This is a genomic window from Thiobacillus sp., from assembly GCF_024708915.1.
On record NZ_JANJXQ010000225.1, the window covers coordinates 1 to 26043 of the forward strand.

At 65.0% G+C, this 26043-nt stretch carries 24 protein-coding genes; 16 read left to right on the plus strand and 8 right to left on the minus strand.

The genetic code is table 11. From position 1 onward, the window contains the following. Positions 1-1352, plus strand: a 1352-nt coding sequence (gene argH, locus Q0L94_RS14945) for an argininosuccinate lyase (RefSeq protein WP_296754717.1), incomplete at its 5' end; no start/stop codon positions are given. On the opposite strand, the gene Q0L94_RS14950 is transcribed toward argH, so the two are convergent. Together Q0L94_RS14950 and cyaY are read right to left on the minus strand one after the other, a co-directional pair. Further along, positions 1349-1936, minus strand: a complete 588-nt coding sequence (locus Q0L94_RS14950) for a MarR family winged helix-turn-helix transcriptional regulator (RefSeq protein WP_296754719.1) — start codon at positions 1934-1936, stop codon at positions 1349-1351. The two genes, argH and Q0L94_RS14950, sit on opposite strands and share 4 nt — an antisense overlap. Before the next feature lie 13 nt (positions 1937-1949). Then, entirely contained in the window at positions 1950-2258 is a 309-nt protein-coding gene (cyaY, locus tag Q0L94_RS14955) for an iron donor protein CyaY (protein ID WP_296754721.1), read from the minus strand. A gap of 25 nt (positions 2259-2283) precedes the next feature. Between cyaY and Q0L94_RS17950 the strand changes: the two genes are divergently transcribed. The 3 genes from Q0L94_RS17950 (at position 2284) to Q0L94_RS14965 (ending at position 4479) form a co-directional block, all read left to right on the plus strand. Then, positions 2284-2409 carry a lipoprotein gene (locus tag Q0L94_RS17950; RefSeq protein WP_366799482.1) on the plus strand — a complete coding sequence of 42 codons (126 nt, stop codon included), beginning with the start codon at positions 2284-2286 and terminating at the stop codon, positions 2407-2409. Then, positions 2406-3650, plus strand: coding sequence for a diaminopimelate decarboxylase (gene lysA / locus Q0L94_RS14960; RefSeq protein ID WP_296754724.1), 1245 nt, complete (start codon positions 2406-2408; stop codon positions 3648-3650). The genes Q0L94_RS17950 and lysA overlap by 4 nt, the downstream gene beginning before the upstream one ends. A gap of 301 nt (positions 3651-3951) precedes the next feature. Next, positions 3952-4479 (plus strand): hypothetical protein, encoded by a 528-nt coding sequence (locus Q0L94_RS14965; RefSeq protein WP_296754726.1) that lies wholly within the window; start codon positions 3952-3954, stop codon positions 4477-4479. A gap of 97 nt (positions 4480-4576) precedes the next feature. Here the strand turns inward: Q0L94_RS14965 and Q0L94_RS14970 are convergent, their stop codons facing one another. Together Q0L94_RS14970 and msrP are read right to left on the minus strand one after the other, a co-directional pair. Continuing rightward, positions 4577-5218 carry a protein-methionine-sulfoxide reductase heme-binding subunit MsrQ gene (locus tag Q0L94_RS14970; protein WP_296754728.1) on the minus strand — a complete coding sequence of 214 codons (642 nt, stop codon included), beginning with the start codon at positions 5216-5218 and terminating at the stop codon, positions 4577-4579. Then, positions 5218-6156, minus strand: a complete 939-nt coding sequence (gene msrP, locus Q0L94_RS14975) for a protein-methionine-sulfoxide reductase catalytic subunit MsrP (protein ID WP_296754731.1) — start codon at positions 6154-6156, stop codon at positions 5218-5220. The genes Q0L94_RS14970 and msrP overlap by 1 nt, the downstream gene beginning before the upstream one ends. A gap of 165 nt (positions 6157-6321) precedes the next feature. On the opposite strand from msrP, the gene Q0L94_RS14980 reads away from it, so the two are divergent. The 4 genes from Q0L94_RS14980 (at position 6322) to trxA (ending at position 11496) form a co-directional block, all read left to right on the plus strand. After that, positions 6322-7368: an efflux RND transporter periplasmic adaptor subunit gene (locus Q0L94_RS14980; protein ID WP_296754734.1), complete on the plus strand. Its 1047-nt coding sequence runs from the start codon at positions 6322-6324 to the stop codon at positions 7366-7368. A 46-nt stretch (positions 7369-7414) separates the two neighbouring features. Beyond that, positions 7415-10501 (plus strand): efflux RND transporter permease subunit, encoded by a 3087-nt coding sequence (locus Q0L94_RS14985; RefSeq protein ID WP_296754736.1) that lies wholly within the window; start codon positions 7415-7417, stop codon positions 10499-10501. Between the two features lie 123 nt (positions 10502-10624). Further along, positions 10625-10939 carry a hypothetical protein gene (locus Q0L94_RS14990; protein ID WP_296754739.1) on the plus strand — a complete coding sequence of 105 codons (315 nt, stop codon included), beginning with the start codon at positions 10625-10627 and terminating at the stop codon, positions 10937-10939. A 179-nt stretch (positions 10940-11118) separates the two neighbouring features. Beyond that, positions 11119-11496, plus strand: coding sequence for a thioredoxin (gene trxA, locus Q0L94_RS14995; protein ID WP_296754741.1), 378 nt, complete (start codon positions 11119-11121; stop codon positions 11494-11496). On the opposite strand, the gene hda is transcribed toward trxA, so the two are convergent. Next, positions 11497-12150 carry a DnaA regulatory inactivator Hda gene (gene hda, locus Q0L94_RS15000; protein ID WP_296754743.1) on the minus strand — a complete coding sequence of 218 codons (654 nt, stop codon included), beginning with the start codon at positions 12148-12150 and terminating at the stop codon, positions 11497-11499. It lies immediately after the preceding gene. Between the two features lie 128 nt (positions 12151-12278). On the opposite strand from hda, the gene nadA reads away from it, so the two are divergent. The 4 genes from nadA to Q0L94_RS15020 all read left to right on the plus strand — a co-directional run bounded on the left by nadA (position 12279) and on the right by Q0L94_RS15020 (position 18653). Further along, on the plus strand, positions 12279-13343 hold the full coding sequence (gene nadA, locus Q0L94_RS15005; RefSeq protein ID WP_296754744.1) for a quinolinate synthase NadA: 1065 nt from the start codon (positions 12279-12281) through the stop codon (positions 13341-13343). A gap of 13 nt (positions 13344-13356) precedes the next feature. Continuing rightward, complete coding sequence (locus tag Q0L94_RS15010; protein WP_296754746.1) at positions 13357-14277, plus strand: DUF808 domain-containing protein; 921 nt, start codon at positions 13357-13359, stop codon at positions 14275-14277. A gap of 183 nt (positions 14278-14460) precedes the next feature. Further along, positions 14461-18231: a DUF3683 domain-containing protein gene (locus Q0L94_RS15015; protein ID WP_296754748.1), complete on the plus strand. Its 3771-nt coding sequence runs from the start codon at positions 14461-14463 to the stop codon at positions 18229-18231. Positions 18232-18239: 8 nt separating this feature from the next. After that, entirely contained in the window at positions 18240-18653 is a 414-nt protein-coding gene (locus tag Q0L94_RS15020; RefSeq protein ID WP_296754751.1) for an HIT family protein, read from the plus strand. Here the strand turns inward: Q0L94_RS15020 and phoR are convergent. After that, positions 18616-19962, minus strand: a complete 1347-nt coding sequence (gene phoR / locus Q0L94_RS15025) for a phosphate regulon sensor histidine kinase PhoR (RefSeq protein WP_296754753.1) — start codon at positions 19960-19962, stop codon at positions 18616-18618. The two genes, Q0L94_RS15020 and phoR, sit on opposite strands and share 38 nt — an antisense overlap. A gap of 32 nt (positions 19963-19994) precedes the next feature. Beyond that, positions 19995-20687, minus strand: coding sequence for a phosphate regulon transcriptional regulator PhoB (phoB, locus tag Q0L94_RS15030; RefSeq protein ID WP_296754756.1), 693 nt, complete (start codon positions 20685-20687; stop codon positions 19995-19997). Positions 20688-20824: 137 nt separating this feature from the next. Between phoB and ubiE the strand changes: the two genes are divergently transcribed. The 4 genes from ubiE to Q0L94_RS15050 are packed head-to-tail and all read left to right on the plus strand — an operon-like array spanning position 20825 to position 25263. Next, positions 20825-21559, plus strand: a complete 735-nt coding sequence (gene ubiE, locus Q0L94_RS15035) for a bifunctional demethylmenaquinone methyltransferase/2-methoxy-6-polyprenyl-1,4-benzoquinol methylase UbiE (RefSeq protein WP_296754758.1) — start codon at positions 20825-20827, stop codon at positions 21557-21559. Further along, on the plus strand, positions 21556-22161 hold the full coding sequence (locus Q0L94_RS15040; protein WP_296754759.1) for a hypothetical protein: 606 nt from the start codon (positions 21556-21558) through the stop codon (positions 22159-22161). Before ubiE ends, Q0L94_RS15040 begins: the two co-directional genes overlap by 4 nt. Next, positions 22158-23792: a 2-polyprenylphenol 6-hydroxylase gene (gene ubiB / locus Q0L94_RS15045; protein WP_296754762.1), complete on the plus strand. Its 1635-nt coding sequence runs from the start codon at positions 22158-22160 to the stop codon at positions 23790-23792. The genes Q0L94_RS15040 and ubiB overlap by 4 nt, the downstream gene beginning before the upstream one ends. A 10-nt stretch (positions 23793-23802) precedes the next feature. Beyond that, positions 23803-25263, plus strand: a complete 1461-nt coding sequence (locus Q0L94_RS15050; protein WP_296754765.1) for a sodium:solute symporter family protein — start codon at positions 23803-23805, stop codon at positions 25261-25263. Positions 25264-25341: 78 nt separating this feature from the next. Here Q0L94_RS15050 and cysC read toward each other — a convergent pair. Beyond that, the coding region (gene cysC / locus Q0L94_RS15055) for an adenylyl-sulfate kinase (RefSeq protein ID WP_296754767.1) at positions 25342-26043 on the minus strand (702 nt) is incomplete at its 5' end.

A 26043-nucleotide genomic window follows, 5' to 3' on the forward strand; every position in this document is an offset into this window, starting at 1 on the left:
GCCGCTTTTCCGAGCCGGTTTCCGAAATCGTCAAACGCTACACCGCGTCGATTCCCTTCGATTATCGGCTGGCCGAGTTCGATATTCAGGGTTCGCTGGCGCACGCCGCCATGTTGCACCACGTCGGCGTCCTGTCCAAGGACGACCTCGAAGCGATCCAGCGCGGCATGGCCGACCTGCTGGCCGAGATCCGTGCCGGCGGATTCAACTGGTCGCTCGACAGGGAAGACGTCCACCTCAACATCGAGGCCGCGCTGACCGCGAAAATCGGCGACGCCGGCAAGCGGCTGCATACCGGACGCAGCCGCAACGACCAGGTGGCGACCGATATCCGCCTCTACCTGCGCGACGCCATCGACCGCATCGTATCCGGTCTCAAGGCCTGCCAGACCTCGCTGGTCGACCTCGCCGAGGCGCACGCCGACACCGTGATGCCCGGCTTCACCCACCTGCAGGTGGCGCAGCCGGTCACCTTCGGCCACCACCTGCTGGCCTATTTCGAGATGCTGGCGCGCGACGCCGAGCGCATGGCCGACTGCCGCCGCCGCGTCAACCGGCTGCCGCTGGGCGCCGCCGCGCTGGCCGGCACCAGCTATCCAATCGACCGCCAGTTCGTCGCCGACCAGCTCGGCTTCGAGGCGGTGTGCGAGAACTCGCTCGACGCCGTCTCCGACCGCGATTTCGCCATCGAATTCGCCGCTGCCGCCGCCTTGGTAATGACCCACCTGTCGCGCCTGTCGGAAGAGCTGATCCTGTGGATGAGCCCGCGCTTCGGCTTCATCGATCTGGCCGACCGCTTCTGCACCGGCTCGTCGATCATGCCGCAGAAGAAGAACCCCGACGTGCCCGAGCTGGTGCGCGGCAAGACCGGCCGCGTCAACGGCCATCTGGTCGCCCTGCTCACCCTGATGAAGGGCCAGCCGCTGGCCTACAACAAAGACAACCAGGAGGACAAGGAGCCGCTGTTCGACAGCGTCGACACGCTGACCGACACGCTGGCGATCTACGCCGACATGCTGCGCGGGGTGACGGTCAAGCCGGAGGCGATGCGTGCCGCGGTGATGCAGGGCTTCGCCACCGCCACCGATCTGGCCGACTATCTGGTGAAGAAAGGCGTGCCCTTCCGCGACGCGCACGAAGTGGTGGCGCGCGCGGTGCGGACGGCGGAAGCATCGGGCCGCGATCTGGCCGACCTGCCGCTCGCCGAATTGCAGGCCTTCAGCCCGATCATCGCGGACGACGTTTACGCTGTGCTGACGCTGGAGGGCTCGCTTGCCGCCCGCAACCATCTCGGCGGCACCGCGCCGGCCCAGGTGCGCACGGCGATTGCGCGCGCGCGGCAGCGCATTTAAGCCGTCCCCGGCGCCACCGGCGGCGCATGCTCGCGGCAGATCCGCCGCACCTCGGGACTGGAGAGTTTTTCCTGCAGCAGCCCGCAGAAATAGCTGCGCGGCCCCAGCCGCTGATTGTGGCGGCAGGTGGTGCACACGCCGAAGCTGCGCTTGCCGCTTTGCGCCTGCACCTGCGCCAGCACCTGGCGCAGCACCACCATCGCCGAACTCACCCGCGCCGGGCTGGCGGTCTGCACAATGTCGCGCCAGGCGCCGCCGGCGGAGAGCGTCTTCAGGAGCGTGGTGCCGCCTTCGGCCAGGATCAGCCGCACCACCCGGCCGTCGCGCGGATCGGCGTAACGCGAGATCAGGCGGCGGCGCGCCAGCACCAGCACGGTCTGCGACACCGTACCCTTGGTCAGCCCGAGGTATTCGGTCAGCGCCTGCGGGGTGTTGCTGAAGCGGTTGGCCTGGTTGAGATAGAACAGCACCTGCAGGTGCACCGGCTGCAGGCCCTGCGCCGCGCCCGCCTGCCGCAAGTCGGCGCGGGTCAGCAACGACAGGCGCTCGACCAGATCGAACAGGGTGAGCGCCTGGCTTTTCAAATTTCAGCCTGGATCAGAAGCGGACCATGACGCCGCCCTGTGCCGCGATCAGCGCGGCCAGCTTGTCATGGAGCGGCTCGCCGCTCTTGGTGTCGACCCAGCCCGCACCCTGCGGCTTGAAGTGAAAGCCGCCCGAGCGCGCGGCCACCCATATTTCGCGCGCCACGCCATGACGGTTGATGATGATCTTGCTGCCGTCGTCGAACTCGACCTCGATGATGCCGTCGGCCGGCGTCTCGAAATCCAGATCGGCGTCTTCCAGCACCTGTTCGATGCGGGCCAGGGTGGTGCTGGCGGCCTGGTTGAATTCAATTTCAGTCATGATGTCCCGTGCTAACATTTCGCGCATGAAACTGCGCACCTTATATATAGTGTCCCTGTTGCTGTGCGGGCTGGGGCTGACCGCCTGTGGCTCCAAGGGTGGCCTGTATCTTCCCGAAAATTCCCCCGCACCGCAACGGACTTCCAATTGAACACTTTGCATCGCATCGACGGCCGCCTTTATCTTGAAGGCGTGGCGCTGGACACCCTTGCCGAGCGTTTCGGCACACCGCTTTATGTCTATTCCCGGCAGGCGCTCGAAGCCGCCTACCGGGCCTACAGCGACGCGTTTGCCGCCACCCCGCACCTGATCTGCTATGCGGTCAAGGCGAACTCCAACCTGGCCATCCTCAACCTGTTCGCCCGCCTCGGCGCAGGCTTCGACATCGTCTCCGGCGGCGAGCTCGCCCGCGTGCTGGCAGCCGGCGGCGATCCCGGCAAGGTGGTGTTCTCGGGCGTCGGCAAGACGGCCGGCGAGATGCGCGCCGCGCTCGATGCCGGCATCCTCTGTTTCAACGTCGAATCGGCCAGCGAACTGCAGCGGCTCAACCGCGTGGCGGGCGAGCTGGGCAAGATCGCGCCGGTGTCGTTCCGCGTCAATCCCGACGTCGATCCGAAGACCCATCCCTATATCTCCACCGGGCTCAAGGAAAACAAGTTCGGCGTGCCGATCGCCGATGCGCCGGCGCTGTACCGCCTGGCTGCCGGCCTGCCGAACCTGAACATCACCGGCATCGACTGCCACATCGGTTCGCAGCTGATCGACCTGTCACCGCTGGCCGATGCCGCGGATCGTGTGCTGGCGCTGGTCGACAGCCTGGCTGCCGAGGGCATCGTGCTGCATCACATCGACCTCGGCGGCGGCGTCGGCATTCGCTACCGCGACGAGATGCCGCCCGACCTGACTGCCTACGGCCGCGTGCTGGCTCAAAAATTTTCCGCCCGCCGCGAGAAGCTGCTGCTGGAACCGGGGCGTTCGCTGGTCGGCAACGCAGGCCTGCTGCTTGCCCGCATCGAGTACCTGAAGCCCGGTGAAGACAAGCATTTCGCCATCGTCGACGCGGCAATGAACGACCTGATGCGCCCGGCACTGTACGAGGCGTATCACGAAATCGTCGCCGTCAACGAACGCTCAACCCTGGCAAAGCGTTACGACATCGTCGGCCCGATCTGCGAGACCGGCGATTTCATTGGCTTTGCGCGTGATCTCGCAATCGAGGAAGGCGATCTTCTTGCCCTGCTTTCGGCGGGCGCCTACGGCATGAGCATGGCATCAAACTACAATTCACGCCCGCGGGCAGCCGAAGTACTGATAGACAAAAACGAAATCCACCTCATCCGTGAGCGTGAAACACTGGGCAGTCTGATGGCTGGAGAACGGCTTGTTTATTGACCTTAAGCAGGCCAAGCCAAGCGTTCCCTTCCCTTGATTTTAGTATCGAACCGATACATTTTGCTTGACTGCGACATTTTTCATCGAATTATGCTCGCAAGCTCTTGACTATCCATTGAACCCGAAAGAAAAGTAACTAGAATGAGGCTCACCAAGCGGAGCCTCGGTATCGCCCGTGTTTAGCGGGTTTCGGGCAAGTCGGTCGCCTGTCGGTACCACGCTTTGGAAGTGCAAACTCTGACTGCACGTGGCTTCAAGCTGTAGTGATAAGTGAATGTGTTCAACTTCTAAGGAGTGACAGATGGCAACAGTGAAAAAACCCGCCGCCAAACCGGTGGCCAAGAAGGCGGCCCCTGCCGCCAAAAAACCGGCAGCAAAACCGGTAGCCAAAAAAGCCGCCGCCAAGCCCGTAGCCAAAAAGGCTGTGGCAAAACCGGCAGCCAAAAAAGCCGCCCCGGCTAAAAAGGCCGTCGCCGCCAAAAAACCGGCAGCCAAGCCCGTAGCCAGAAAAGCCGCCGCCAAGCCCGCAGTCAAAAAAGCCGCGGCAAAACCGGTAGCCAAAAAAGCCGCCCCGGCTAAAAAGGCCGTCGCCGCCAAAAAACCGGCAGCCAAGCCCGTAGCCAGAAAAGTCGCCGCCAAGCCCGCAGTCAAAAAAGTAGCGGCAAAACCGGTAGTCAAGAAGCCGGCGGCAAAACCGGTAGCCAAAAAAGCCGCTCCGGCAGCCAGGAAGCCTGTTGCGAAAAAGGTGGTCGCCGCCAAACCCGCGCCGGCTCCGGCACCTGCTGCGCCCGCACCGGCGGTACCGGTCATCAAGCCCTTCGGGCTCTAACAGGTCGGGCATTGCCCAATCTGAAACGGGGGCTAGTCCCCCGTTTTTATTATCGTGAGCGGGGACTCGCTCGCCGTTTCATGGCCCCCTCGGCCGGCTACAGCCGGCTCTGCATACCGGAAGATCCTGCCTGCACGAAGCGCTTGCGTGCAGCCTGCAGCAATACCGTTCCCCACCGCAGGCGCAGAGCCAGCAGCAGGGCGAGTATCCCTCCATAGATCAGCGGCTCGGTCAGGTCTTTTTTCACCAGCCACAGGTAGTGGACCACACCCAGCAGGGCAATCAGGTAAATCAGGCGATGCAGCCGCTGCCAGCGGCGGCCCAGGCGGCGCATCATGGCATGGTTCGAGGTCGCGGCGAGCGGAATAAGGAGAATGAAGGCCGCGAAGCCGACGGTAACGAAGGGGCGTTTGACGATGTCCTTGGCGATAGCCGCCAGATCGAAGAATTGATCCAGCCAGACATACGTGACGAAATGCAGGCAGGCGTAAAAGAAGGCAAACAGCCCCAGCATGCGCCGGTAGCGGACGAGATCGGGCTGACCGGTCAAGTGCCGCAGCGGAGTGATGGACAACGTCACCATCAGCCCGGTCAATGCCCAAGTGCCGGTGGAATGGGTAACGAACTCGATCGGGTTCGCCCCCAGACCGCCGGCGACCCCCAGATACACCAGCCGCGCCAACGGCAACAGGCAAATCAGGAAAACCCCGACCTTAAGGGTGCGCAAGGCGGCGGGCATCAGAAGAATTTTTGCAGGTCCATGCCTCGATACAGTTGGGCAACCTGTGCGGCGTAGCCATTGAACATCAGCGTATCGCGCTTGGACAGTTCGCCGATGCGGCGCTCCTTGGCCTGGCTCCAGCGTGGATGGTCGACGTCGGGATTGACGTTGGAATAGAAGCCATACTCGCGCGGCGCGGCCGCCATCCAGGTGGTCAATGGCGGCTTTTCGACGAAGCGGATCTTGACGATGGACTTGGCGCTCTTGAAGCCGTATTTCCACGGCACCACCAGCCGGATCGGCGCACCGTTCTGATTGGGCAGCACCTCGCCGTAGAGGCCGACCGCCAGGATCGCCAGCGGATGCATCGCTTCATCCAGCCGCAGGCCTTCGACATAGGGCCAGCTCAGGATGCGCCGGCGCAATCCCGGCATCTGTTCGGGGTCGTTCAGCGTCACGAACTCGACATATCTGGCGTTGCCGGTGGGCGCCGCGCGCCGGATGAGTTCCTTCAGCGGGAACCCCACCCACGGAATCACCATCGACCAGCCTTCGACGCAGCGCATCCGGTAGACGCGTTCTTCCAGCGGGGCAAGTTTCAGCAGCGCATCGATGTCGTACGTTTTGGGATTGGCCACCTCGCCCTCGACCGCCACCGTCCAGGGGCGCGTTTTCAGGCTGCCGGCGTTTTCCGACGGATCGCCTTTGCCGGTGCCGAATTCGTAGAAATTGTTGTAGGTGGTGATGTCCTTGTAGGGCGTCTTGTCTTCGTCGAGGCGGTAGGCGCTGGCGCGCACACCGGCCAGTTTGACGCCGGCCTCGGCCGCGGGCGGGATTCCCAGGACGGCGCCGGCCGCCAGCGCACCCATGCCCTGCATGAAGCGGCGGCGTTCCCGGTAGATTTCAGGCGGGGTGATTTCGGACGGGGCGATATCGTTCGGCTGGCGTATCAGCATGGCGGAATCCTGTGAAAAAAGTGGCTCCCTGAAATGCTCAGTGTATGCGCTCATTTCCCTCGATACACCTGCATGAATTGACCTCCTCAGGCAGTTTTTGTTTCATCGTGGACCTGATAAGGTGCGCACCTGTCGTACGTCTTTGTTCTTCTTGCGGAATCTGCCATGCGCGCCTTGCTCGTCCTGCTGTTCGCCCCGTTGCTTGCTTTCGCCCAGACAGGCGGCCCGCCCTTCATCCCGGTCAACATGATGAAAGCAAGCGCCACCCCGGTGTCCAGCACGGTCAACGCAGTGGGCGCACTGATTGCCGAGGACAGCGTGGTGCTGCGCCCGGAAATCGACGGCCGCATCGACAAACTGCTGTTCAGGGAAGGCCAGCCGGTGAAGAAAGGCGCGGTGCTGGTGGTACTCGATTCCGCCGAGCCGCGCGCCCGTCTCGCCGCCGCCCAGGCCGATCTCAAGCTGGCGGAAAGCCGCTACCGGCGCAGCGAGGAACTGGTTGCGCAGAATTTCATCTCCAGACAGGCGCTCGACGAAGCGCGTGCCAACCTCGATATCCTGCGGGCGCGCCTGCGCCAGGAGCAGGTGGCCCTCGACAAGACGGTGATCCGCGCGCCGTTTGCCGCCCTGGCCGGATTGCGCCAGGTCAGCCCCGGCGCCTATGTCAGCAAGGGCGACGACATCGTGCGGCTGGATGCGCTCGGCAACCTGAAGCTGGAGGTGCCGGTGCCCGAAATCTATCTGCCGTTGGTGCGTATCGGCCTGCCGGTCACCCTGACCATCGACGCCCTGCCCGGCCAGACGTTCAGCGGCAAGGTGCACGCCATCGACCCGGTGGTCGACCCGGTCAGCCGCAACGTGCGGGTGCGGGCGCGCATCGCCAATCCCGCCGGCGTGCTCAAACCCGGCATGTTCGCTCGCGCCACCGCCGATCTGGGCGGCAAGACCAGCGCGATCCTGCTGCCCGAGCAGGCGATCGTGCCGCGCCCGGATGGCTCGTACGTTTTCCTGGCGGTCGACGGCAAGGCAGACCTGCGCAAAGTCACGCTGGGCAAGCGCGAACCGGGACGGGTCGAAATCGTATCCGGCGTTGCCGCCGGCGACACCGTCATCCTCGACGGCCAGATCAAGCTGCGCCCCGGCGTGCCGGTGGTCACGCTGGAGCAGGCGGCGCAGATGATGAAGAAAATGCCGGCCGGCAAGCCCCGCTGATCCGGGCTGACCGCGCTCGATTCAGGCAAACCGCGAAGACCGATCCATGATCCTCTCCGATATTTCCATCCGCCGCCCGGTGCTGGCCACCGTGATGAGCCTGCTCATCATCCTGGTCGGCCTGATCGCCTTCGACCGCCTGCCGGTGCGCGAATACCCCAATATCGACGCGCCGGTGGTATCGGTGCGCACGGTCTATCCCGGCGCCTCCGCCGAGGTGATGGAGAGCCAGATCACCAAGGTGCTGGAGGATTCGCTGTCCGGCATCGAGGGCATCCGCACCATCAAATCGGTGAGCCGCGAGGAAGTCAGCCAGATCACGGTCGAATTCATCCAGTCGCGCGACCCCGAAGCCGCCGCCAACGACACCCGCGACCGCGTCGCACGGGTGCGCGGCCAGCTGCCGAACGAAGCCGAAGACCCGGTGGTCGCCAAGATCGAAGCCGACGCCCAGGCCATCATCTGGCTGGCCTTTTCCAGCGACCGCCAGTCGCCGCTGGAAATCACCGACTACGCCGACCGCGTGGTGGCCGACCAGCTGAAGACCCTGCCCGGCGTCGCCTCGGTCATCATCGGCGGCGAGCGCCGCTATGCCATGCGGATATGGCTCGACCCCAGCCGCATGGCGGCGCTGGGGGTAACGGTGCAGGACGTGGAGGCGGCGCTGCGCAGCCAGAACACCGAACTGCCTTCCGGCCGCATCGAAAGCCAGACGCGCGAGTTTTCCGTGCTGGCCGAAACCGACCTGCGCACCCCGGCGCAGTTCGAACAGGTCATCATCCGCGACAGCGGCGGCATCCTGGTGCGGCTGGCCGACGTCGGCCGCGCCGAGATCGGCGCCGAGGACGAGCGCAACATCGTGCGCGTCAACGGCCGCGCTGCGGTGGGCCTCGGCATCGTCAAGCAGTCGACCGCCAACACGCTGGCAGTCGCGCGCGCAGTGAAGGCCGAGTTGCCGCGCCTGCAAGCCGCCCTGCCGGCCGGCATGCAGCTCAGGGTCGGCTTCGACAGCTCGATTTTTATCGAAAAATCGATCGACGCCGTGTACACCACCATGCTCGAAGCCATGGTGCTGGTCGTGGGGGTGATCTTCCTGTTCCTGCGCAACTGGCGCGCCACCCTGATTCCCTTCGTCACCATCCCGGTGTCGCTGATCGGCGCCTTCATCTTCCTCTACGCCATGGGCTTCACCATCAACGTGCTGACCCTGCTCGGACTGGTGCTGGCGATCGGCCTGGTGGTGGACGATGCCATCGTCATGCTGGAAAACATCTACCGCCACATCGAGGCAGGCGTGCCGCCGTTCGAGGCGGCGGTCAAGGGTTCCAGGGAAATCGGTTTCGCGGTGATGGCGATGACGCTCACGCTGGTCGCGGTGTTCGCGCCGCTGGCGTTTGCCGAGGGCAATACCGGCAAGCTGTTCACCGAATTCGCGATGACGGTGGCGGCGGCGGTGCTGGTGTCCGGCTTCGTCGCCTTGACGCTGACACCGATGCTGGCGAGCAAGATCCTGCACCACCAAACCAGCCATAACGCCTGGTTCAATTTCGGCGAGCGCGTGCTGAACGGGCTGAACAACGCCTACACCCGCGGCCTGACGCGCGTGATCAAGCATCCGTTGATCGTTGTGCTGGTATTTGTGCTGGTGGCGGCGGCCGCGTTCGGCCTCCTGAAATCGCTCAAATCCGAACTGGCGCCGACCGAGGATCGCGGCTTTTTCATCGGCTTCATGCTGGCGCCGGAAGGCGCCACCCTGCAATACACCGACCAGTATGCGCGCCAGCTCGAAGGCATCTACCAGAGCGTGCCTGAAGTGAGCACGGCGTTCGTCGTGGTGGCACCGGGGCTGGAACGCCCCAACCCGGTCAACAACGCGCTGTCGTTCGTGACGCTGACGCCGTGGGAGGAACGCAGCCGCAGCCAGATGGCGATCACCGAAAGCCTCGGCCCGCAGATGTTCATGGGCATGCCGGGCGTGCTCGCCTTCCCGATCAACCCGCCCTCGCTCGGCCAGAGCTTCCGCAACCCGCCGCTGCAGTTCGTGGTGCAGGCGCCGAGCTACACCGAGCTGGACAAGGCCGTGGAAGCCCTGATGGCGAAAGTGCGCGAATACCCGGGACTGGTCAACGCCGACACCGACCTCAAGCTCAACAAGCCGCAGCTGAAGGTCGACATCAACCGCGACAAGGCGGCGCAGATGGGGGTCGGCATCGACACCATCGGGCGCACCCTGGAAACCCTGCTCGGCGGGCGCGAAGTCACCCGCTTCAAGCAGGCAGGCGAGCAGTACAACGTGGTGGTGCAGCTCGACCCCGCCGCGCGCGCCACCCCGCAGGACCTGACCGCGCTGTACGTGCGCGGCCAGAGCGGCAGCCTGACACCGCTGTCCAACCTGGTCGCCGTTTCCGAAACCGTCGCGCCGAAAGAGCTCAACCACTTCGACCGCCAGCGCGCCGCCATCGTCTCGGCCAACATCGCGCCCGGCTACACGCTGGGCGAGGCGCTCGCCTTCATGGACCAGGCCGCCAAGGCAACGTTGCCGAAATCCGCACGCACCGCGCTCGACGGCCAGTCACGCGAATTCGGCGAATCCGGACAGACACTCGCCATCACCTTCGCGCTGGCACTGATCATCATTTACCTGGTGCTGGCGGCGCAGTTCGAGAGCTTCGTTTCACCCTTCATCATCATGCTCACCGTGCCGCTCGCCGCCACCGGCGCGCTGCTGGCACTGAAGCTCACCGGCGCCACGCTCAACGTCTACAGCCAGATCGGGCTGGTGATGCTGGTCGGCCTGATCACCAAACACGGCATCCTGATCGTCGAATTCGCCAACCAGCTGCGTGAAAGAGGAAAGTCCAAGGTCGAGGCGGTGATCGAGGCCGCCAGCCTGCGTCTGCGGCCGATCCTGATGACCACCTCGGCGATGGTGCTAGGCGCCGTACCGCTGGCACTCGCAGCGGGCGCCGGAGCGGAATCGCGCTCGCCCATCGGCTGGGTCATCGTCGGCGGCCTGCTGCTCGGCACCCTGCTGACGCTGTTCGTCATTCCGGTTGCCTACACCCTGCTGACACGCGACCGCACAGCCGCTGCCCGCACCATTCCGCCGCTCGCCAGCAGTCCCGGGAAGTGACGAACACGCCCACCGCACCGACGAAGCTTCGTCAGTGCGGTGCCTGGGTCTTTTCATCAAGCCGTCAAGCCCGCCTGCTTTAATGCGGGTTTCCGCGCACTCCGCGCCTTACGGGAGACTGGCATGAACCCTGCTCGATTCCTTGTGTATGCGACACAAGGAGATAGCGCAATGATCGAACTGGAATCCGGCAGCGCACTGGACATCGCCCTGCAGGAAGATAGCAGCGGCCGCGACCGCGTGGTGGTGACGCTTCAGTCGCAGGGCTGTGAACTCAACCTGACCCCGCACCAGGCACGAGTGCTGGCAACCGCACTCATCATGGTGGTGAACCGTGCCGAGGTGCGCAGCAATCTCAAGCACAGCCAGAACATGGGGCGTGGCGTTCAGCCGGCCGGACAAAAGCGCGGCCTGTTCGCCCAGGCTTTCGCCAAATAGATTTCAAGGCCAGCCGGTTTCGGCTGGACCTGGGTAGCGGACAACCCGTCCGGTCTGCCCGATAAGTCGCCTCCGCATTGTCGGGGGCCCGCCATCCGTGATAGGGTGGCATTCAGGCGCGGTGGATTCGTCCTCGCGCCTTTTTATTTCACCATTTCCACCACTTCGCAGGAATCAGCATGGCCGTCATCGAACTCACCAAGGACAACTTCGAATCCACCATCCAGAGCAACGACGTTGTCATTGTCGACTTCTGGGCGCCGTGGTGCGGTCCCTGCCGCGGGTTTGCGCCGATTTTCGAGGCTGCATCCGAAAACCACGCCGACATCGTCTTTGCCAAGGTCAATACCGAAGTCGAGCAGGATCTGGCCGGCTATTTCCAGATCCGCTCCATCCCCACGCTGATGGTATTCCGCGAACAGGTCATCCTTTATTCCGAAGCCGGCTCGCTGCCCGCCAACGCGCTGGATTCGCTGATCGAGCAAGTAATGGGGCTGGACATGGCGCAGGTCCACAAGGACATCGCCGAGCAGCAAGCCCAGCAGGGCCAGGCCTGATCAGCGCCTGCCGGCGCCGGACAACAACTGCCGCAGCAGCGGCAGCGTGATCGGACGGCGCATTTCGAGGCTGAAGCGGTCGAGCGCCTCCAGCACCCGCAGCAGGCTCTGCATGTCGCGCGCGGTATGATTCAACAAGTAGTCCGCCACCTGGGGCTCCAGCCGGAATCCCAGGGTTTCGGCGTGCTGTGCCAGCGCGGCGCGTTTTTCGGCGTCGTCCAGGCCGTGCAACTGGAACACCAGGCCCCAGCCCAGCCGGGTCTGCAATTCCGGCATCACCGGCAGTTCGGCCGGCGCCAGCTTTCCCGCCGCCAGCCACAACCCGCCCGCTTCGCGCACCCGGTTGAAGGCGGCGAAGCCGGCGCGCTGCTGCGCGGCGTCCCACGCGTCGACCCGATCCGCGATCACCGCCTGCGCGGCATTGCTCCCGGTGACATCCACGCTCAGGCCGCGCGCCTGACAGGCATGCGCCCAGGCCGCCAGCAAATAGCTCTTGCCGCTGCCCGGCGCGCCCCACACATACACCATGCGCTCGGCCGCGCTGCCGTCGAGCATGGCCTGCAGCTGCGCCATCAGTTCGACGTTGCGCCCCGCCACGAAGCGGGCGAGTTCGGGCTGCGCAGGAGGGCGGATGTCGAGAAGCAACTGTTGCATAGGGGCGCAAGGATAAGCCAAAAGTCCCCGCGGCGCGCCAGAAAAAACCCGGGCGCCGCCATGTGAAAACGTCCGCCACGCAGCGCTATACTTGAAAACCTTGCCTATCCGAATCTTGAGTCGTCACGATGAGCCTTGCCTTTCCCGTCCCGGTCAAACCCGTGATCCAGCCGCCGCCCATGGTGGAGGAGGTGCTCGCCCCCGATGAACGCGAGGCGCTCAAGGCACGCATCAAGACGCTGATGAAACAGCGGGACGCGGTGCTGGTCGCGCACTATTACACTTCGGGCGACCTGCAGGACCTGGCCGAGGAAACCGGCGGCTGCGTGTCGGATTCGCTGGAGATGGCGCGCTTCGGCCATGCCCACCCGGCGAAGACGCTGATCGTCGCCGGGGTCAAGTTCATGGGCGAAACCGCCAAGATCCTGAACCCGGAAAAACGCGTCATCATGCCCGACCTGCAGGCCGAGTGCTCGCTCGACCTGGCCTGCCCGGCGGACGAGTTCGCCGCCTTTTGCGACGCCCACCCGGACCGGCTCTCGGTGGTCTACGCCAACACCAGCGCAGCAGTGAAGGCGCGCGCCGACTGGGTCGTCACGTCCGGCATCGCCGCCAAGATCGTCAAGTACCTGCACCAGCAGGGCCACAAGCTCTTGTGGGCGCCGGACCGCCATCTGGGCGAATACGTGCAACGGGTGACCGGCGCCGACATGCTGCTGTGGCAGGGCTCATGCGTGGTGCACGAGGCGTTCAAGGCCGAGGCGCTGCAGCAGCTGCATGCCGAGCACCCGGCTGCCGCGGTGCTGGTGCACCCCGAATCGCCGGAGCCGGTGATCGCGCTGGCCGACGTGGTCGGCTCGACCACCCAGCTGATCGAGGCGGTGCGCACCCTGCCCAACCCCGAATTCATCGTCGCCACCGACAACGGCATCTTCCACAAAATGCACGCCGCTGCCCCCGGCAAGCTGCTGCTGGAAGCGCCGACCGCGGGTGAAGGTGCCACCTGTGTCTCCTGCGCGCACTGCCCGTGGATGGCGATGAACGGTCTGAGAAAACTCGCCGCCGTGCTGGAGAATGGCGGCAACGAAATCCACATCGAGGAAAGTATCCGCGCCAAAGCGGCGGTGTCGATCCAGCGCATGCTGGATTTTGCGGCAGCCGAAAAAGCCGGAAAAATTCAACTGGGCGACTGAGCCGCCCCCTGCCATGGCCGGAACCAGCCTGCTCGCCCTGATCGACGACATCGCCGGCATCCTCGACGACGTGTCGGCGATGACCAAGGTCGCTGCCAAGAAAACCTCGGGCGTGCTCGGCGACGACCTGGCGCTGAACGCCCAGCAGGTTGCAGGAGTGAAAGCCGAGCGTGAACTGCCGGTGGTGTGGGCGGTGGCCAAAGGCTCGTTCCGCAACAAGCTGATCCTCGTCCCCGCCGCGCTCGCCATCAGCGCGCTGGCGCCGTGGGCAATCATGCCGCTGCTGATGCTGGGTGGCGCCTTCCTGTGCTACGAAGGCTTCGAAAAGCTGGCGCATACATTTTTCCACCGCGCAGAAGACGATGCGCGCCATGCCGGGCCTGCGCAAGCGCCGGCCACCCCCGACGCCGATCCGGCCGCGCTCGAACGCGACAAGATCAAGGGCGCGGTACGCACCGATTTCATCCTGTCGGCCGAAATCATCGTCATCACCCTGGGTAGCGTTGCCGCCGCGTCGTTCGGCATGCAGGTCGCGGTGCTTGCCGGCATCGCCATCGCGATGACCGTCGGGGTGTACGGTCTGGTCGCCGGCATCGTCAAGCTCGACGACGCCGGGCTCTGGCTCAGCCGGCAGCCCGCCCGCCCTGCGCGCGCACTCGGGCGCGGCATCCTCGCCGCAGCGCCGCTCATGATGAAGGGGCTGTCGGTAATCGGCACCGCCGCCATGTTCCTCGTCGGCGGCGGCATCCTGGTGCACGGCCTGCCCGCCGCACATCGTCTCGTCGAAGCGGCCGCCCACGCCGTGGCGGCACTGCCCGGAATCGGCGGCATGCTGGGCACGCTCACCCCATTGCTGCTGAACGGACTGGCCGGCATCGCCGCGGGCGCACTGGTGCTGGCAGGCGTCACGCAAGGCAAGCGGCTGTTCAAATAGTCCGTCCGCCAGCCGGCACGACCAGCCCCGTCAGCCGCAGGGCTTTCGCAGTGCAGGCGCCGTTCACCCTCATGCGGCGCGCCCTCCCTGGCCGTGCGACCGGCGAGCACAACCGCGCCGGCAAGCGCTGCCGACATTCCGGCAATATCCCGTAAAATACAGCTTTTGCAGTACCGCCCCGCCATGAATTCCCGCCTCCGCGAAATCCCCTACAACTACACCTCGTTTTCCGACCGCGAAATCGTCATCCGCCTGCTCGGCGCCGATGCGTGGGATGTACTCAACACGCTGCGCGGCGAACGCAAGACCGGACGCTCGGCGCGTATGCTGTTCGAGGTACTGGGCGATATCTGGGTGGTGCGGCGCAATCCCTATCTGGAAGACGACCTGCTCGACAACCCGAAGCGGCGGCAGATGCTGGTCGAAGCGCTGCGGCATCGCCTGCACGAGATCGAAGTGCGGCGCCAGGGCAACGAACTGGTCGGCCAGCTGCTGGCAGCGGCCGGGCGCGCAGTGCGCGAATTCGAGGCCTGGTTCGACGACACCGCCAGCCTGCGGGCGCGCATCCTGCGGCGTCTGGCAGGCGTCACCCGGCGCGACAACATCGCATTCGACGGCCTGGCGCGCGTCTCGCATGTCACCGACGCCACCGACTGGCGGGTGGAATATCCTTTCGTGGTGCTGACCCCGGACAGCGAAGCCGAGATGGCCGCGCTGGTCGCCGGGCTGATCGAGCTGGGGTTGACCATCATCCCGCGCGGCGGCGGCACCGGCTACACCGGCGGCGCCATCCCGCTCACCGAACAGGCTGCCGTCATCAACACCGAAAAGCTCGAAGCGATGAGCGCGGTGGAAATGCGGCACCTGCCCGGCATGGAATTCGAAGTTCCCACCATTCATTGCGGCGCCGGCGTGGTGACCAAGCGGGTGATGGAAGCGGCCGACGCCGCCGGCCTGGTGTTCGCGGTCGACCCGACCTCCGCCGACGCCTCGACCATCGGCGGCAACGTGTCGATGAACGCGGGCGGCAAGAAGGCCGTGCTGTGGGGCACCGCACTGGACAACCTGGTGTCGTGGCGCATGGTCACGCCGGACGCCGACTGGATCGAGGTCAGCCGGCTCAACCACAACCTCGGCAAGATCCACGATGTGTCTTCGGCCACGTTCGAAATCCGCCGTTTCGCCGCCGACGGCAAGACGCCGAAAGGCTCGCCGGATATCCTCACCATCCCCGGCAGCCGCTTTCGCAAAACCGGCCTCGGCAAGGACGTCACCGACAAGTTCCTGGCCGGCCTGCCCGGCATCCAGAAAGAGGGCTGCGACGGCCTGATCACCTCGGCGCGCTTCATCCTGCACCGGCTGCCGGCGCACACCCGCACCGTATGCCTGGAGTTTTTCGGCAATGCCGCCGAAGCCACCCCGGCGATCGTCGAGGTGAAGGAATATTGCGACGCGCACCCCGCCATCCTGCTCGCCGGGCTGGAGCATCTCGACGCGCGCTACGTCAAGGCGGTCGGCTACGCCACCAAGGCGCCGCGGGCCGCGCGCCCGAACATGGTGCTGCTGATCGACGTCGTCTCGGACGACGAAGTCGCGGTCGGCGAAGCCGCCTCGCACATCGTGCGCATCGCCAACGCGCGCGGCGGCGAAGGCTTCATCGCGGTAGCACCCGAAACCCGCAAGATCTTCTGGCTCGACCGCGCCCGCACCGCTGCAATCGCGGCGCACACCAACGCCTTCAAGATCAACGAGGACGTGGTGATCCCGCTGCCGCGGCTGGGCGATTACACCGACGGCATCGAGCGCATCAACATCGAACTGTCGATCGCCAACAAGCTCAAGCTGCTCGACGCGCTGGCCGAATTTTTCGCCGCGCCACTGCCGCTGCTGGAAGACGACGATACCGTCGCCGATCCCGCGCAGGTGGAAGAAAAGCGCCAGCGCGCGCTGGCCCTGATCGAAACCGTGAAAGCCCGCTGGCAGGACTATGCCGGCGACCTCGATGCGCCGCACGCGCACGGAACGGTGTTCACCGCGCTGCGCGACAAGCACGTCCGCGTGTCGTGGAAGCGCGAGGTCAGGCGCGAACTACACCAACTGTTCATCGGCCGCGAATACACCCGCCTGCTCGAAGTCTGCGACCGCATCCACAAAGAGGTGTTGAAAAGCCGCGTCTTTGTGGCGCTGCACATGCACGCCGGCGACGGCAACGTGCATACCAACATCCCGGTCAACTCCGACGACTACGCCATGCTGCAGGCTGCCAACGCGGCGGTGGCGCGCATCATGGCGCTTGCCACTGACCTCGGCGGGGTGATTTCGGGCGAACACGGCATCGGCCTGACCAAGCTGGAATTCCTCGACGCCGCGACGATCGCGACCTTTGCCGACTACAAGAACAAGGTCGACCCGGCGCACCGCTTCAACAAGGGCAAGCTGCTGCCGGGCGCCGATCTGCGCAACGCCTACACACCGTCGTTCGGCCTGCTGGAAGCCGAGTCGATCATTCTCGAAGCCTCGGAAACCGGCGCCATCGCCGACTCGATCAAGGACTGCCTGCGCTGCGGCAAGTGCAAGCCGGTATGCAACACCCACATCCCGCGCGCCAACCTGCTGTACTCGCCGCGCAACAAGATCCTCGCCACCTCGCTGCTGATCGAGGCATTTTTATACGAGGAGCAGACCCGGCGTGGCGTGTCGCTGAAGCACTTCGACGAGTTCAGCGACGTCGCCGACCACTGCACCATCTGCCACAAGTGCAAGAACCCGTGCCCGGTCGACATCGACTTCGGCGACGTCTCGGTCGCCATGCGCAACCTGTTGAGGAAGCAGGGCAAGAAGAAATTCAATCCCGGCACCTGGGCGTCGATGGCATTTCTGAACGCGACCGACCCGGCCACCATCAAGGCGCTGCGTAAACCGCTGATCGAATGGGGCTACGCCAGCCAGCGGTTGGGGCACCAGCTGTTCAAGCGCATGGGCCTGATTCAGGCGCAGACAAAAAACCCGCCTGCCACGCTGGGCAGGCCGAAGCCGGTCGCGCAGGTGATCCATCTGGTCAACAAGCCGATGCCGGGCGGACTGCCGAAAAAGACCTCGCGCGCGCTGCTGGGACTGGAAGACCCCTCGATCGTGCCGATCCTGCGCAACCCGGCCAAGCTCAACGAAGACAGCGACGCGGTGTTCTACTTCCCCGGCTGCGGCTCCGAGCGGCTGTTCTCGCAGGTCGGGCTGGCCACCCAGGCGATGCTGTTCGAACTCGGCGCGCAGACCGTGTTGCCGCCCGGCTATCTCTGTTGCGGCTACCCGCAGACCGCAGGTGGCCAGGCCGACAAGGGTGAAGCGATCACCGTGGCCAACCGCGTGCTGTTCCATCGCGTCGCCAACACGCTGAACTACCTCGACATCAAGACCGTGATCGTGTCCTGCGGCACCTGCATGGACCAGCTGCTGAAATACGAATTCGAAAAAATCTTCCCCGGCTGCCGCCTGCTCGACATCCATGAATACCTGATGGAAAAAGGCGTCAAGCTCGACAACGTCAGCGGCGAGAAATACCTTTTTCACGACCCCTGCCACACCCCGATGAAAACCCACGCGCCGATGAAGGTCGCCAACGCGCTGCTCGGCGGCGGGGTCACTCTGTCCGACCGCTGCTGCGGCGAATCCGGCACGCTCGCCGTCAGCCGGCCGGACATTTCCACCCAGATCCGCTTCCGCAAGGAAGAGGAAATCCGCGCCGGCGTCGCCGCGCTCGGCGCGGGCAAGCAGCCGGTCAAGCTCCTCACCAGCTGCCCGTCGTGCCTGCAGGGGCTGGCGCGCTACAGCGACGACACCGGCACCGAGCCGGACTACATCGTGATCGAACTGGCGAAGCAGCTACTCGGCGAGAACTGGATGGCAAGCTACCTCGCGCAAGTGGGCAACGGCGGGATCGAACGCGTGCTGCTTTGAGCTGCCTCTTGTGCGACGAATCCGGTGGACAGCTGCTGTGGCAGGACGACTTCTGCCGCATCATCCTCGCCGACGAGCCAGACTACCCTGGCTTCCTGCGGGTGATTCTCAATGCCCATGTGAAGGAGATGAGCGACCTGCCACCGGCGGAGCAGCAACGCCTGCTGCAGGCGGTGCTGACCACGGAGTCCGCATTGCGCGAGGTGATGGCGCCGGACAAGGTCAACCTCGCCTCGCTCGGCAACGTGGTGCCGCATCTGCACTGGCACGTGATTCCGCGCTATGCGGATGACCCGCATTTCCCCGATCCGGTGTGGGGCGGGCGGAAGCGAGATACGCCGCACGCCGCGCCTGCTGGCCTCGACGCGCAGCTGACCGCTGCGCTTAGCCGGCGGCTTGGCCGCGCTCGGGAAACGGAATGACGGTTCCACCCTCCGGCGCATGCTGCATGTGCTGGAGGGGAAAGGTGGCCGAGAAGGTGCTGCCCTTGCCGGGAATGGACTGTATTTCCAGCCGCGCGCCGTGGCGGGTGAGCACATGCTTGACAATGGCGAGGCCGAGACCGGTGCCCCCGGTTTCGCGTGAGCGGCTGCGATCGACGCGGTAGAAGCGCTCGGTCAGGCGCGGGATGTGTTCGGCGGCGATGCCTTCACCGGTATCGGTGACGGCAAACACGCCTTCGCCGTCGCGCTCAAGCCAGCTCAGGGTGATTTCGCCGCCGCCCGGTGTATAGCGCACGGCATTCGAGACCAGGTTGCTGAGCGCGCTGCGGATTTCCTGCAGGCTGCCTTTCAGCCAGGCCGTGCTGTCGAGCTGCAGCCTGATTCGATGCTGCCCACGACTCAGCGACTCCGCCTCGGCCTTCAGCAAGCCCGCCAGTTCGGAAACATTGATGGGTTCGTCCTTCAGCTTGTGGTCGGCGCTTTCCAGCTGCGACAGCGTCAGCAGGTCATCCAGCAGATGCTGCATGCGCCGGGTGTGGTCGAGCATCAGATCGAAATAGCGGCGATACTCGGCGGCCGGCAGGTCGGGGGCATCGGCCATGGTTTCGACGAAGCCGCCGACCACCGTCAGCGGGGTGCGCAATTCATGCGATACGTTGGCGATGAAGTCGCGGCGCATGGCGTCGACGCGTTCGAGGTCGGTGATGTCGCGCGCGACCAGCAGTTTCTTGCCTTCGTCGAATGGCACCAGTTGCAGCGACAGCGTAATCTCGCGATTGATCGGCGATTTGCACACTAGGCGCCGTGAAAAATCGGCCGCGTCGAGAAACTCCAGAAAATGCGCCTGCCGCAGCAGATAGCGGATGAACTGGCCACGGTCGCGCTCACAATCCAGTCCCATGTATGTGCGCGAGGCGGGATTGCACCAGTCGATCTGTTCGTTGCCATTGAGAATGACCATGCCGTCGGGCACTGCCATCGCAGCGTGCTCGAACTGTTCGAGCGCGGTGGTGAGCTGGCCGCGGCTGGCTTTCTGGCGTTTCTGGAGTTTTTGCAGGCGGTAGAAGATGTCGCCCCAGGTGCCGGTGGCGTCGGGCGGTTCCACTTCGTCGGGATTTTCCAGCCAGCGCGCCAGGCGAAATTCCTGCCACAGGCGGCGCAGCATCACGAAGGCCTGGATGCCGGCGAGAAACCCCAGCGCAGCCACCCAGCCGGAAGCGGCCCACAGAATCAGCGCCACGAACAATACGCTGGCCAGCACGCTGAGCGGACGCCACCAGAAACCCATGCTTGACCCTTCCCAGAAACCCGGTAGGCGGATTATCCCACTTCGGCCGAAAAGCGATAACCCGAGCCGCGTACGGTCTGGATCAGTTCGGCATGGCCGGACGGTTCCAGCGCCAGGCGCAGGCGGCGGATATGGACATCCACCGTGCGCTCCTCCACGAACACGTCGTCGCCCCACACCTGATCGAGCAGCTGGGCGCGCGAATAGACGCGTTCGGGATGGGTCATGAAGAAATGCAGCAGACGGAATTCGGTCGGCCCCAGTTCCAGCGCCTGGCCCCTGCCGGATACCCGATGACTGGAGGGGTCGAGCTTGAGACTATTGATCTCGACCGGCTCGTCGGTCATCTGCGGCGCGCGGCGGCGCAGCACGGCCTTGATGCGCGACACCAGCTCGCGCGGCGAGAAGGGCTTGGTGATGTAGTCGTCGGCGCCGGTATCCAGCCCCAGCACCTTGTCGCGCTCCTCGCCGCGCGCGGTCAGCATGATGATGGGAATCGGCTGGTAGCGCTCATCGCTGCGCAGGCGCTTGCACAGGTCGATGCCCGACATGCCGGGCAGCATCCAGTCAAGCAGGATGACGTCGGGCAACGTGCTCTTGAGAAATTTCAGCGCATGCTCGGCATCGCCGGCGGCGGTGACCTGATGGCCTGCCTGCGCCAGGTTGAATTTGAGCAGTTCCTGAATCCCGGGTTCGTCTTCGACCAGCAGAATATTGGCAGCCATGGGGTCTCCGGGCTTGTTGCAATGTTGGCCATACTATGACGGCAGTATGACCGATTTATGACATCCGGCGGCGTCGCAAGCCCCTGCCAACCCGTGCGCTGGTAGAATTCCGGGCTTATTTGTTCGCCCCGTCTGCCATGGATAAAACCACCCATTTCGGCTACCAGCAGGTCGCCGAATCCGAAAAAGCCGCCAAGGTGGCCGAGGTCTTCCATTCCGTCGCCACGCAGTACGACCTCATGAACGACCTCATGTCGGCCGGTCTGCACCGCTTGTGGAAACGGTTTGCCGTAGCGCAGGCGGGATTGCGGCCCGGAATGCGCGTGCTCGACGTGGCGGGCGGCACCGCCGACCTCACCCGGCTGTTCCTGAAGGAAGTCGGCGACACCGGCTCCGTGCTGCTCACCGACATCAACTTCTCGATGCTGCGCGAAGGCCGCGACCGCATGCTGAACGAGGGCAGGACCCCGCCCGCCGTGCAGTGCGACGGCGAACGGCTGCCGTTCCCGGACGATCATTTCGATTGCGTGTCGGTGGCCTTCGGCCTGCGCAACATGACGCACAAGGATCAGGCGCTGGCCGAGATGCACCGCGTGCTGAAACCCGGCGGCCGCCTGCTGGTGCTGGAGTTCTCCAAGGTGTGGAAACCGCTGGAGCCGGCCTACGACCTGTATTCCTTCAAGCTGCTGCCGCTGATGGGCAGGCTCGTCGCCAACGACGCGGATAGCTACCAGTACCTCGCCGAGTCGATCCGCATGCATCCGGGCCAGGAGGAACTCAAGGCCATGATGGAAGCCGCAGGCTTCGCCAAGGTGAGCTACCACAACCTGACGGCTGGCGTGGTGGCGCTGCACAAGGGTTTCAAGGTTTGATCGCTGAAGCCCTCGTCGAGCGCAGCCTCAACCATCTGCTGCGGCAGTCGCCCGGCGCGGCCGAGGCGCTCGTCCGCCATGCCGGTGCAAGCGTGCGCTTCGATCTCACGCTCACGCAGCTCGATTTCCTCATCGCCGCTGACGGCTGCTTTTCCGAAGCGGTGGTCGATACCCCCGACGCCGTCGTGCGTCCCACCCCCACGCTCGTCGCGCGGCTGCCATTTTTCGGCCGCGAGGCCTTGCGTCACGCCGACTACAGTGGCGACCCTGCGCTTCTCGCCACGCTCGACCGGGTATTCAGGCAACTCGACTGGGATGCCGAAGCCGACCTCGCGCCGATCGTAGGCGATGTCGCTGCGCATCGTCTGCATGCGCTCGGCCGCGGCGCACTGGCCAGCCTCGGACAGATGTTTTCCGCGCTCGGCCGCAACGCCAGCGAATATGCAGTCGAGGAAGCCGAATTGATGGCACGCGGTGTCGATGTGGCACGCTTCAATCACGGCGTGGATGCGCTCGCCGACGATGTGGCACGACTGGATGCGCGGCTGCGTTTGCTGCAAGCCCGCCGCCCCGAGCCGGACACGCAGCCGCGACCCGCATGAAGCTGCTGCGCCTCGTCCGCATCCTCACCGTCGGCCTGCGCTACGGGCTGGAGGAGTTCTTCCTCGGCCACGAGCGGGTGCGCCCGCTGCGCTGGCTGGTGCGCGCCACCCTGTTCTGGCGCCCGCTCGCGGAGCCGCGCGGCGTGCGTCTGCGCCGCGCGCTGGAAGCGCTGGGGCCGATCTTCGTCAAGTTCGGGCAGATGCTCTCGACCCGGCGCGACCTGGTGCCGCTCGACATTGCCGACGAACTCGCCCTGCTGCAGGACCGGGTGCCGCCGTTTCCGTCCGCCGAGGCCATCGCCACGCTGGAAGCGGCATACAAAAAACCCCTGGCCGAGGTGTTTGCGGAATTCGACGCCACCCCGGTCGCCTCGGCCTCGGTGGCGCAGGTGCATTTCGCCCGCCTGCACGACAGGACGGCGGTTGCCGTCAAGGTGCTGCGCCCCGGCATCGCGCCGGTCATCGCGCACGACGTGTCGCTGCTGTATGCCGCCGCCGGTCTGGTGGAGAAACTGTTCGCCGACGGCAAACGGCTGCGCCCGCGCGAAGTGGTGGCGGAATTCGAGAAGCACCTGGAAGACGAACTGGATCTGATGCGCGAGGCCGCCAACTGCTCGCAGCTCAGGCGCAATTTCAAGGACTCGCCGCTGCTGCTGGTGCCCGAAGTCTACTGGGACTACTGCGGCCGCGACGTCATGGTGATGGACCGCATGGACGGCATCCCGGTGAGCCGCATCGAGCGCCTGCGCGAATCCGGCGTGAATCTCCCCAGGCTCGCCGCTGCCGGGGTCGAAATCTTCTTCACCCAGGTGTTCCGCGACGGCTTTTTCCACGCCGACATGCATCCCGGCAATATCCTGGTGCGCCCGGGAAGCAACCCTGATGAAGCCACTAACCAATCGACTAAGCCCGCAAGCGGGCAAGTCGCTGGTTATCTCCCGCAAGCGGGCGAGGGGGCGAACGCTGGGCCCAAACCGATTGACCAGTACATCGCGCTCGACTTCGGCATCATGGGCACGCTCACCGAAGTCGACAAGCAGTATCTCGCACGCAACTTCCTCGCCTTCTTCCGCCGCGACTACAAGGGCGTGGCGCTGGCGCACCTGGAATCCGGCTGGGTTCCGCCGGACACCCGCATCGACGAACTCGAAGCCGCGGTGCGCGCGGTGTGCGAACCGGTGTTCGACCGCCCGCTGAAGGAGATTTCCTTCGGCCGCGTGCTGCTGCAGCTGTTCCAGGCCTCGCGCCGCTTCAACGTGGAGATCCAGCCGCAGCTGGTGCTGCTGCAGAAGACCCTGCTCAACATCGAAGGCCTCGGCCGCCAGCTCGACCCCGATCTGGATTTATGGAAAACCGCCAAGCCCTTCCTTGAGCGCTGGATGAACGAGCAGGTCGGCTGGCGCGCGCTGGTGAAGAACCTGCAGACCGAAGCGCCCAAATGGGCCGCCCTGCTGCCGCAACTGCCGCGCCTGGCGCACCAGGCATTGAACGAAAACCGACTGACCCAACTGGAAGCCGGACTCGCCCTGATGCTGCGCCAGCAGCATGTCCGCAACCGCTGGCTGGGTGTCATCGCCGGCCTGCTCGCCGCACTGGCGGCGGCCGTCATTCTCTATTCCGCCTTGCACTAAGAGTGCTTCCATGTTGATTGGCTTCGTCGTCCTCTACCTGATCTTCTCCATCGGCGTCGGCCTGTATGCCGCCACCAAGGTCCACACTGCGAGCGACTACATCACCGCCGGGCGCGCGCTGCCGATGATCGTGGTGGTGGCGATGGTGTTTGCCACCTGGTTCGGCGCCGAAACCGTACTCGGCATCCCCGCCACCTTCCTCGATGAAAATCTCGGCGGCACGATTTCCGATCCGTTCGGCGCCTCGCTCGCGCTGATCCTGTTTGGCCTGTTCTTCGCCCGCCCGCTGTACCGCATGAAGCTGCTCACGCTGGGCGACTTCTTCCGCCAGCGCTACAACCGCCCGGTCGAGGTGGTGATTTCGGCGGCGATCGCGCTGTCCTATCTGGGCTGGGTATCGGCCCAGGTGGTGGCGCTGGGGCTGGTGTTCAACGTGCTGTCGGACGGCCTCGTCACCCAGCCGCAAGGCATCCTCATCGGCGCGGCCGTGGTGCTGCTTTACACCCTGTTCGGCGGCATGTGGTCGGTGGCCTTGACCACCCTGGTGCAGATGACGGTCATCGTCGCGGGGCTGCTGTGGATCGCCAAGCTGGTGGCCGACATGCCCGAGGTCAACGGCATCGCGCCGGTGATCGAGCACGCCGCGGCAGCCGGAAAATTCGAATTCTGGCCGCCGCTGGAATGGGCGGCGGTGGTCACCTTCGTCGCCGGCTTTCTCACCATGGGGCTGGGCTCGATCCCGCAGCAGGACGTGTTCCAGCGCGCCAATGCCGGCAAAACCGAGCGCATCGCGGTGTGGGGCACCATCATCGGCGGCTCGCTGTATTTCCTGTTCGCTGCGGTGCCGATCTACCTCACCTACTCCGCCACCCTGGTCGACCCCGCCATGACCGCGGCCTTGCTGGCCGCCGACGCCCAGATGGTCCTGCCCACCTTCGTCAAAACCCACCTGCCGCTCTACGCACAGATCATTTTTTACGGCGCCCTGCTGTCGGTCATCATGTCGACCGCTTCCGGCACCCTGCTGGCGCCTTCCGTCACCATCTCGGAAAACATCATCAAGGAGCTCATGCCGCATCACCGCCTGAGCCAGACAAAGCTGCTGTGGACCACCCGTGCCGTCGTGGTCGCCTTTACGCTCTTGGTCGTCGTGTATTCGCTGTGGTCGCTGCAAAGCGAAACCAGCATCCACCAGATGGTCGCCAATGCCTACAAGGTCACGCTGGCCTGCGCCTTCGTCCCGCTGGTCGCCGGACTGTACTGGAAGCGCGCCGGCAACACCGGCGCGGCCCTGTCGATCGTGCTTGGCTTTGTCGTCTGGATTGCCATGGAATTCATCGCGCCCGACGCCGCCTTGCCGCCGCATTTTGCCGGGCTTATCGCCAGTGCGGTAGGCATGCTGGCCGGATCGCAGAAAGGGCTTGAGGGATGCCTGAAATCGGGCGTCGGATTCTTTTACAACCGGAGCTGATTTCCGGCGACACCCCGATCCGGATGGGCAAGTGAAAACGGCGGCCCAAGGCCGCCGCTTTCACTGCTCTGGCGCAGTTCAGCGCAAGTACCCCTCGTGCTCCAGCTTGAGCAGGATTTGCTGCACCGCCTCGTCGATGCCCAGGCCCGTGGTATCGATCGCCAGCTCCGGTTTTTCGGGCACTTCGTAAGGATCGGAGACGCCGGTGAACTCCGGGATCAGTCCCGCGCGCGCCTTCGCGTACAGACCTTTGCGGTCGCGCAACTCGCAGGTTTCGATCGGCGTGGCGACGTGGATTTCGACGAAGCCGCCGACGGCTTCGATCATGGCGCGCACGTCGCGGCGCGTCTGGCGATACGGCGCGATCGGCGCGCAGACGGCGATGCCGCGATTCTTGGTGATTTCGCTCGCCACAAAACCGATGCGCCGCACGTTGATGTCGCGGTGCGCTTTTGAAAAACCCAGCTCGGACGAGAGATGGCGGCGCACGATATCGCCGTCCAGCAGGGTCACCGAACGTCCACCCATTTCCATCAGCCGCGCGGTCAGTGCACGCGCGAGAGTGGATTTCCCCGCACCGGACAGGCCGGTGAAGAATACGGTGAATCCCTGGCGCTCGCGTGGCGGATTCTGCCGGTGCAGCTCGACCAGCACTTCGGGAAAGCTGTACCAGTCAGGGATTTTCAGCCCCGCCCGCATGCGGCGCTGGAACTCCTCGCCACTGAGCGTGAGCAGGCGCGCCCCGGCCGGAGCCTCGGATTCCGGCAGGTGCTCGGCGCG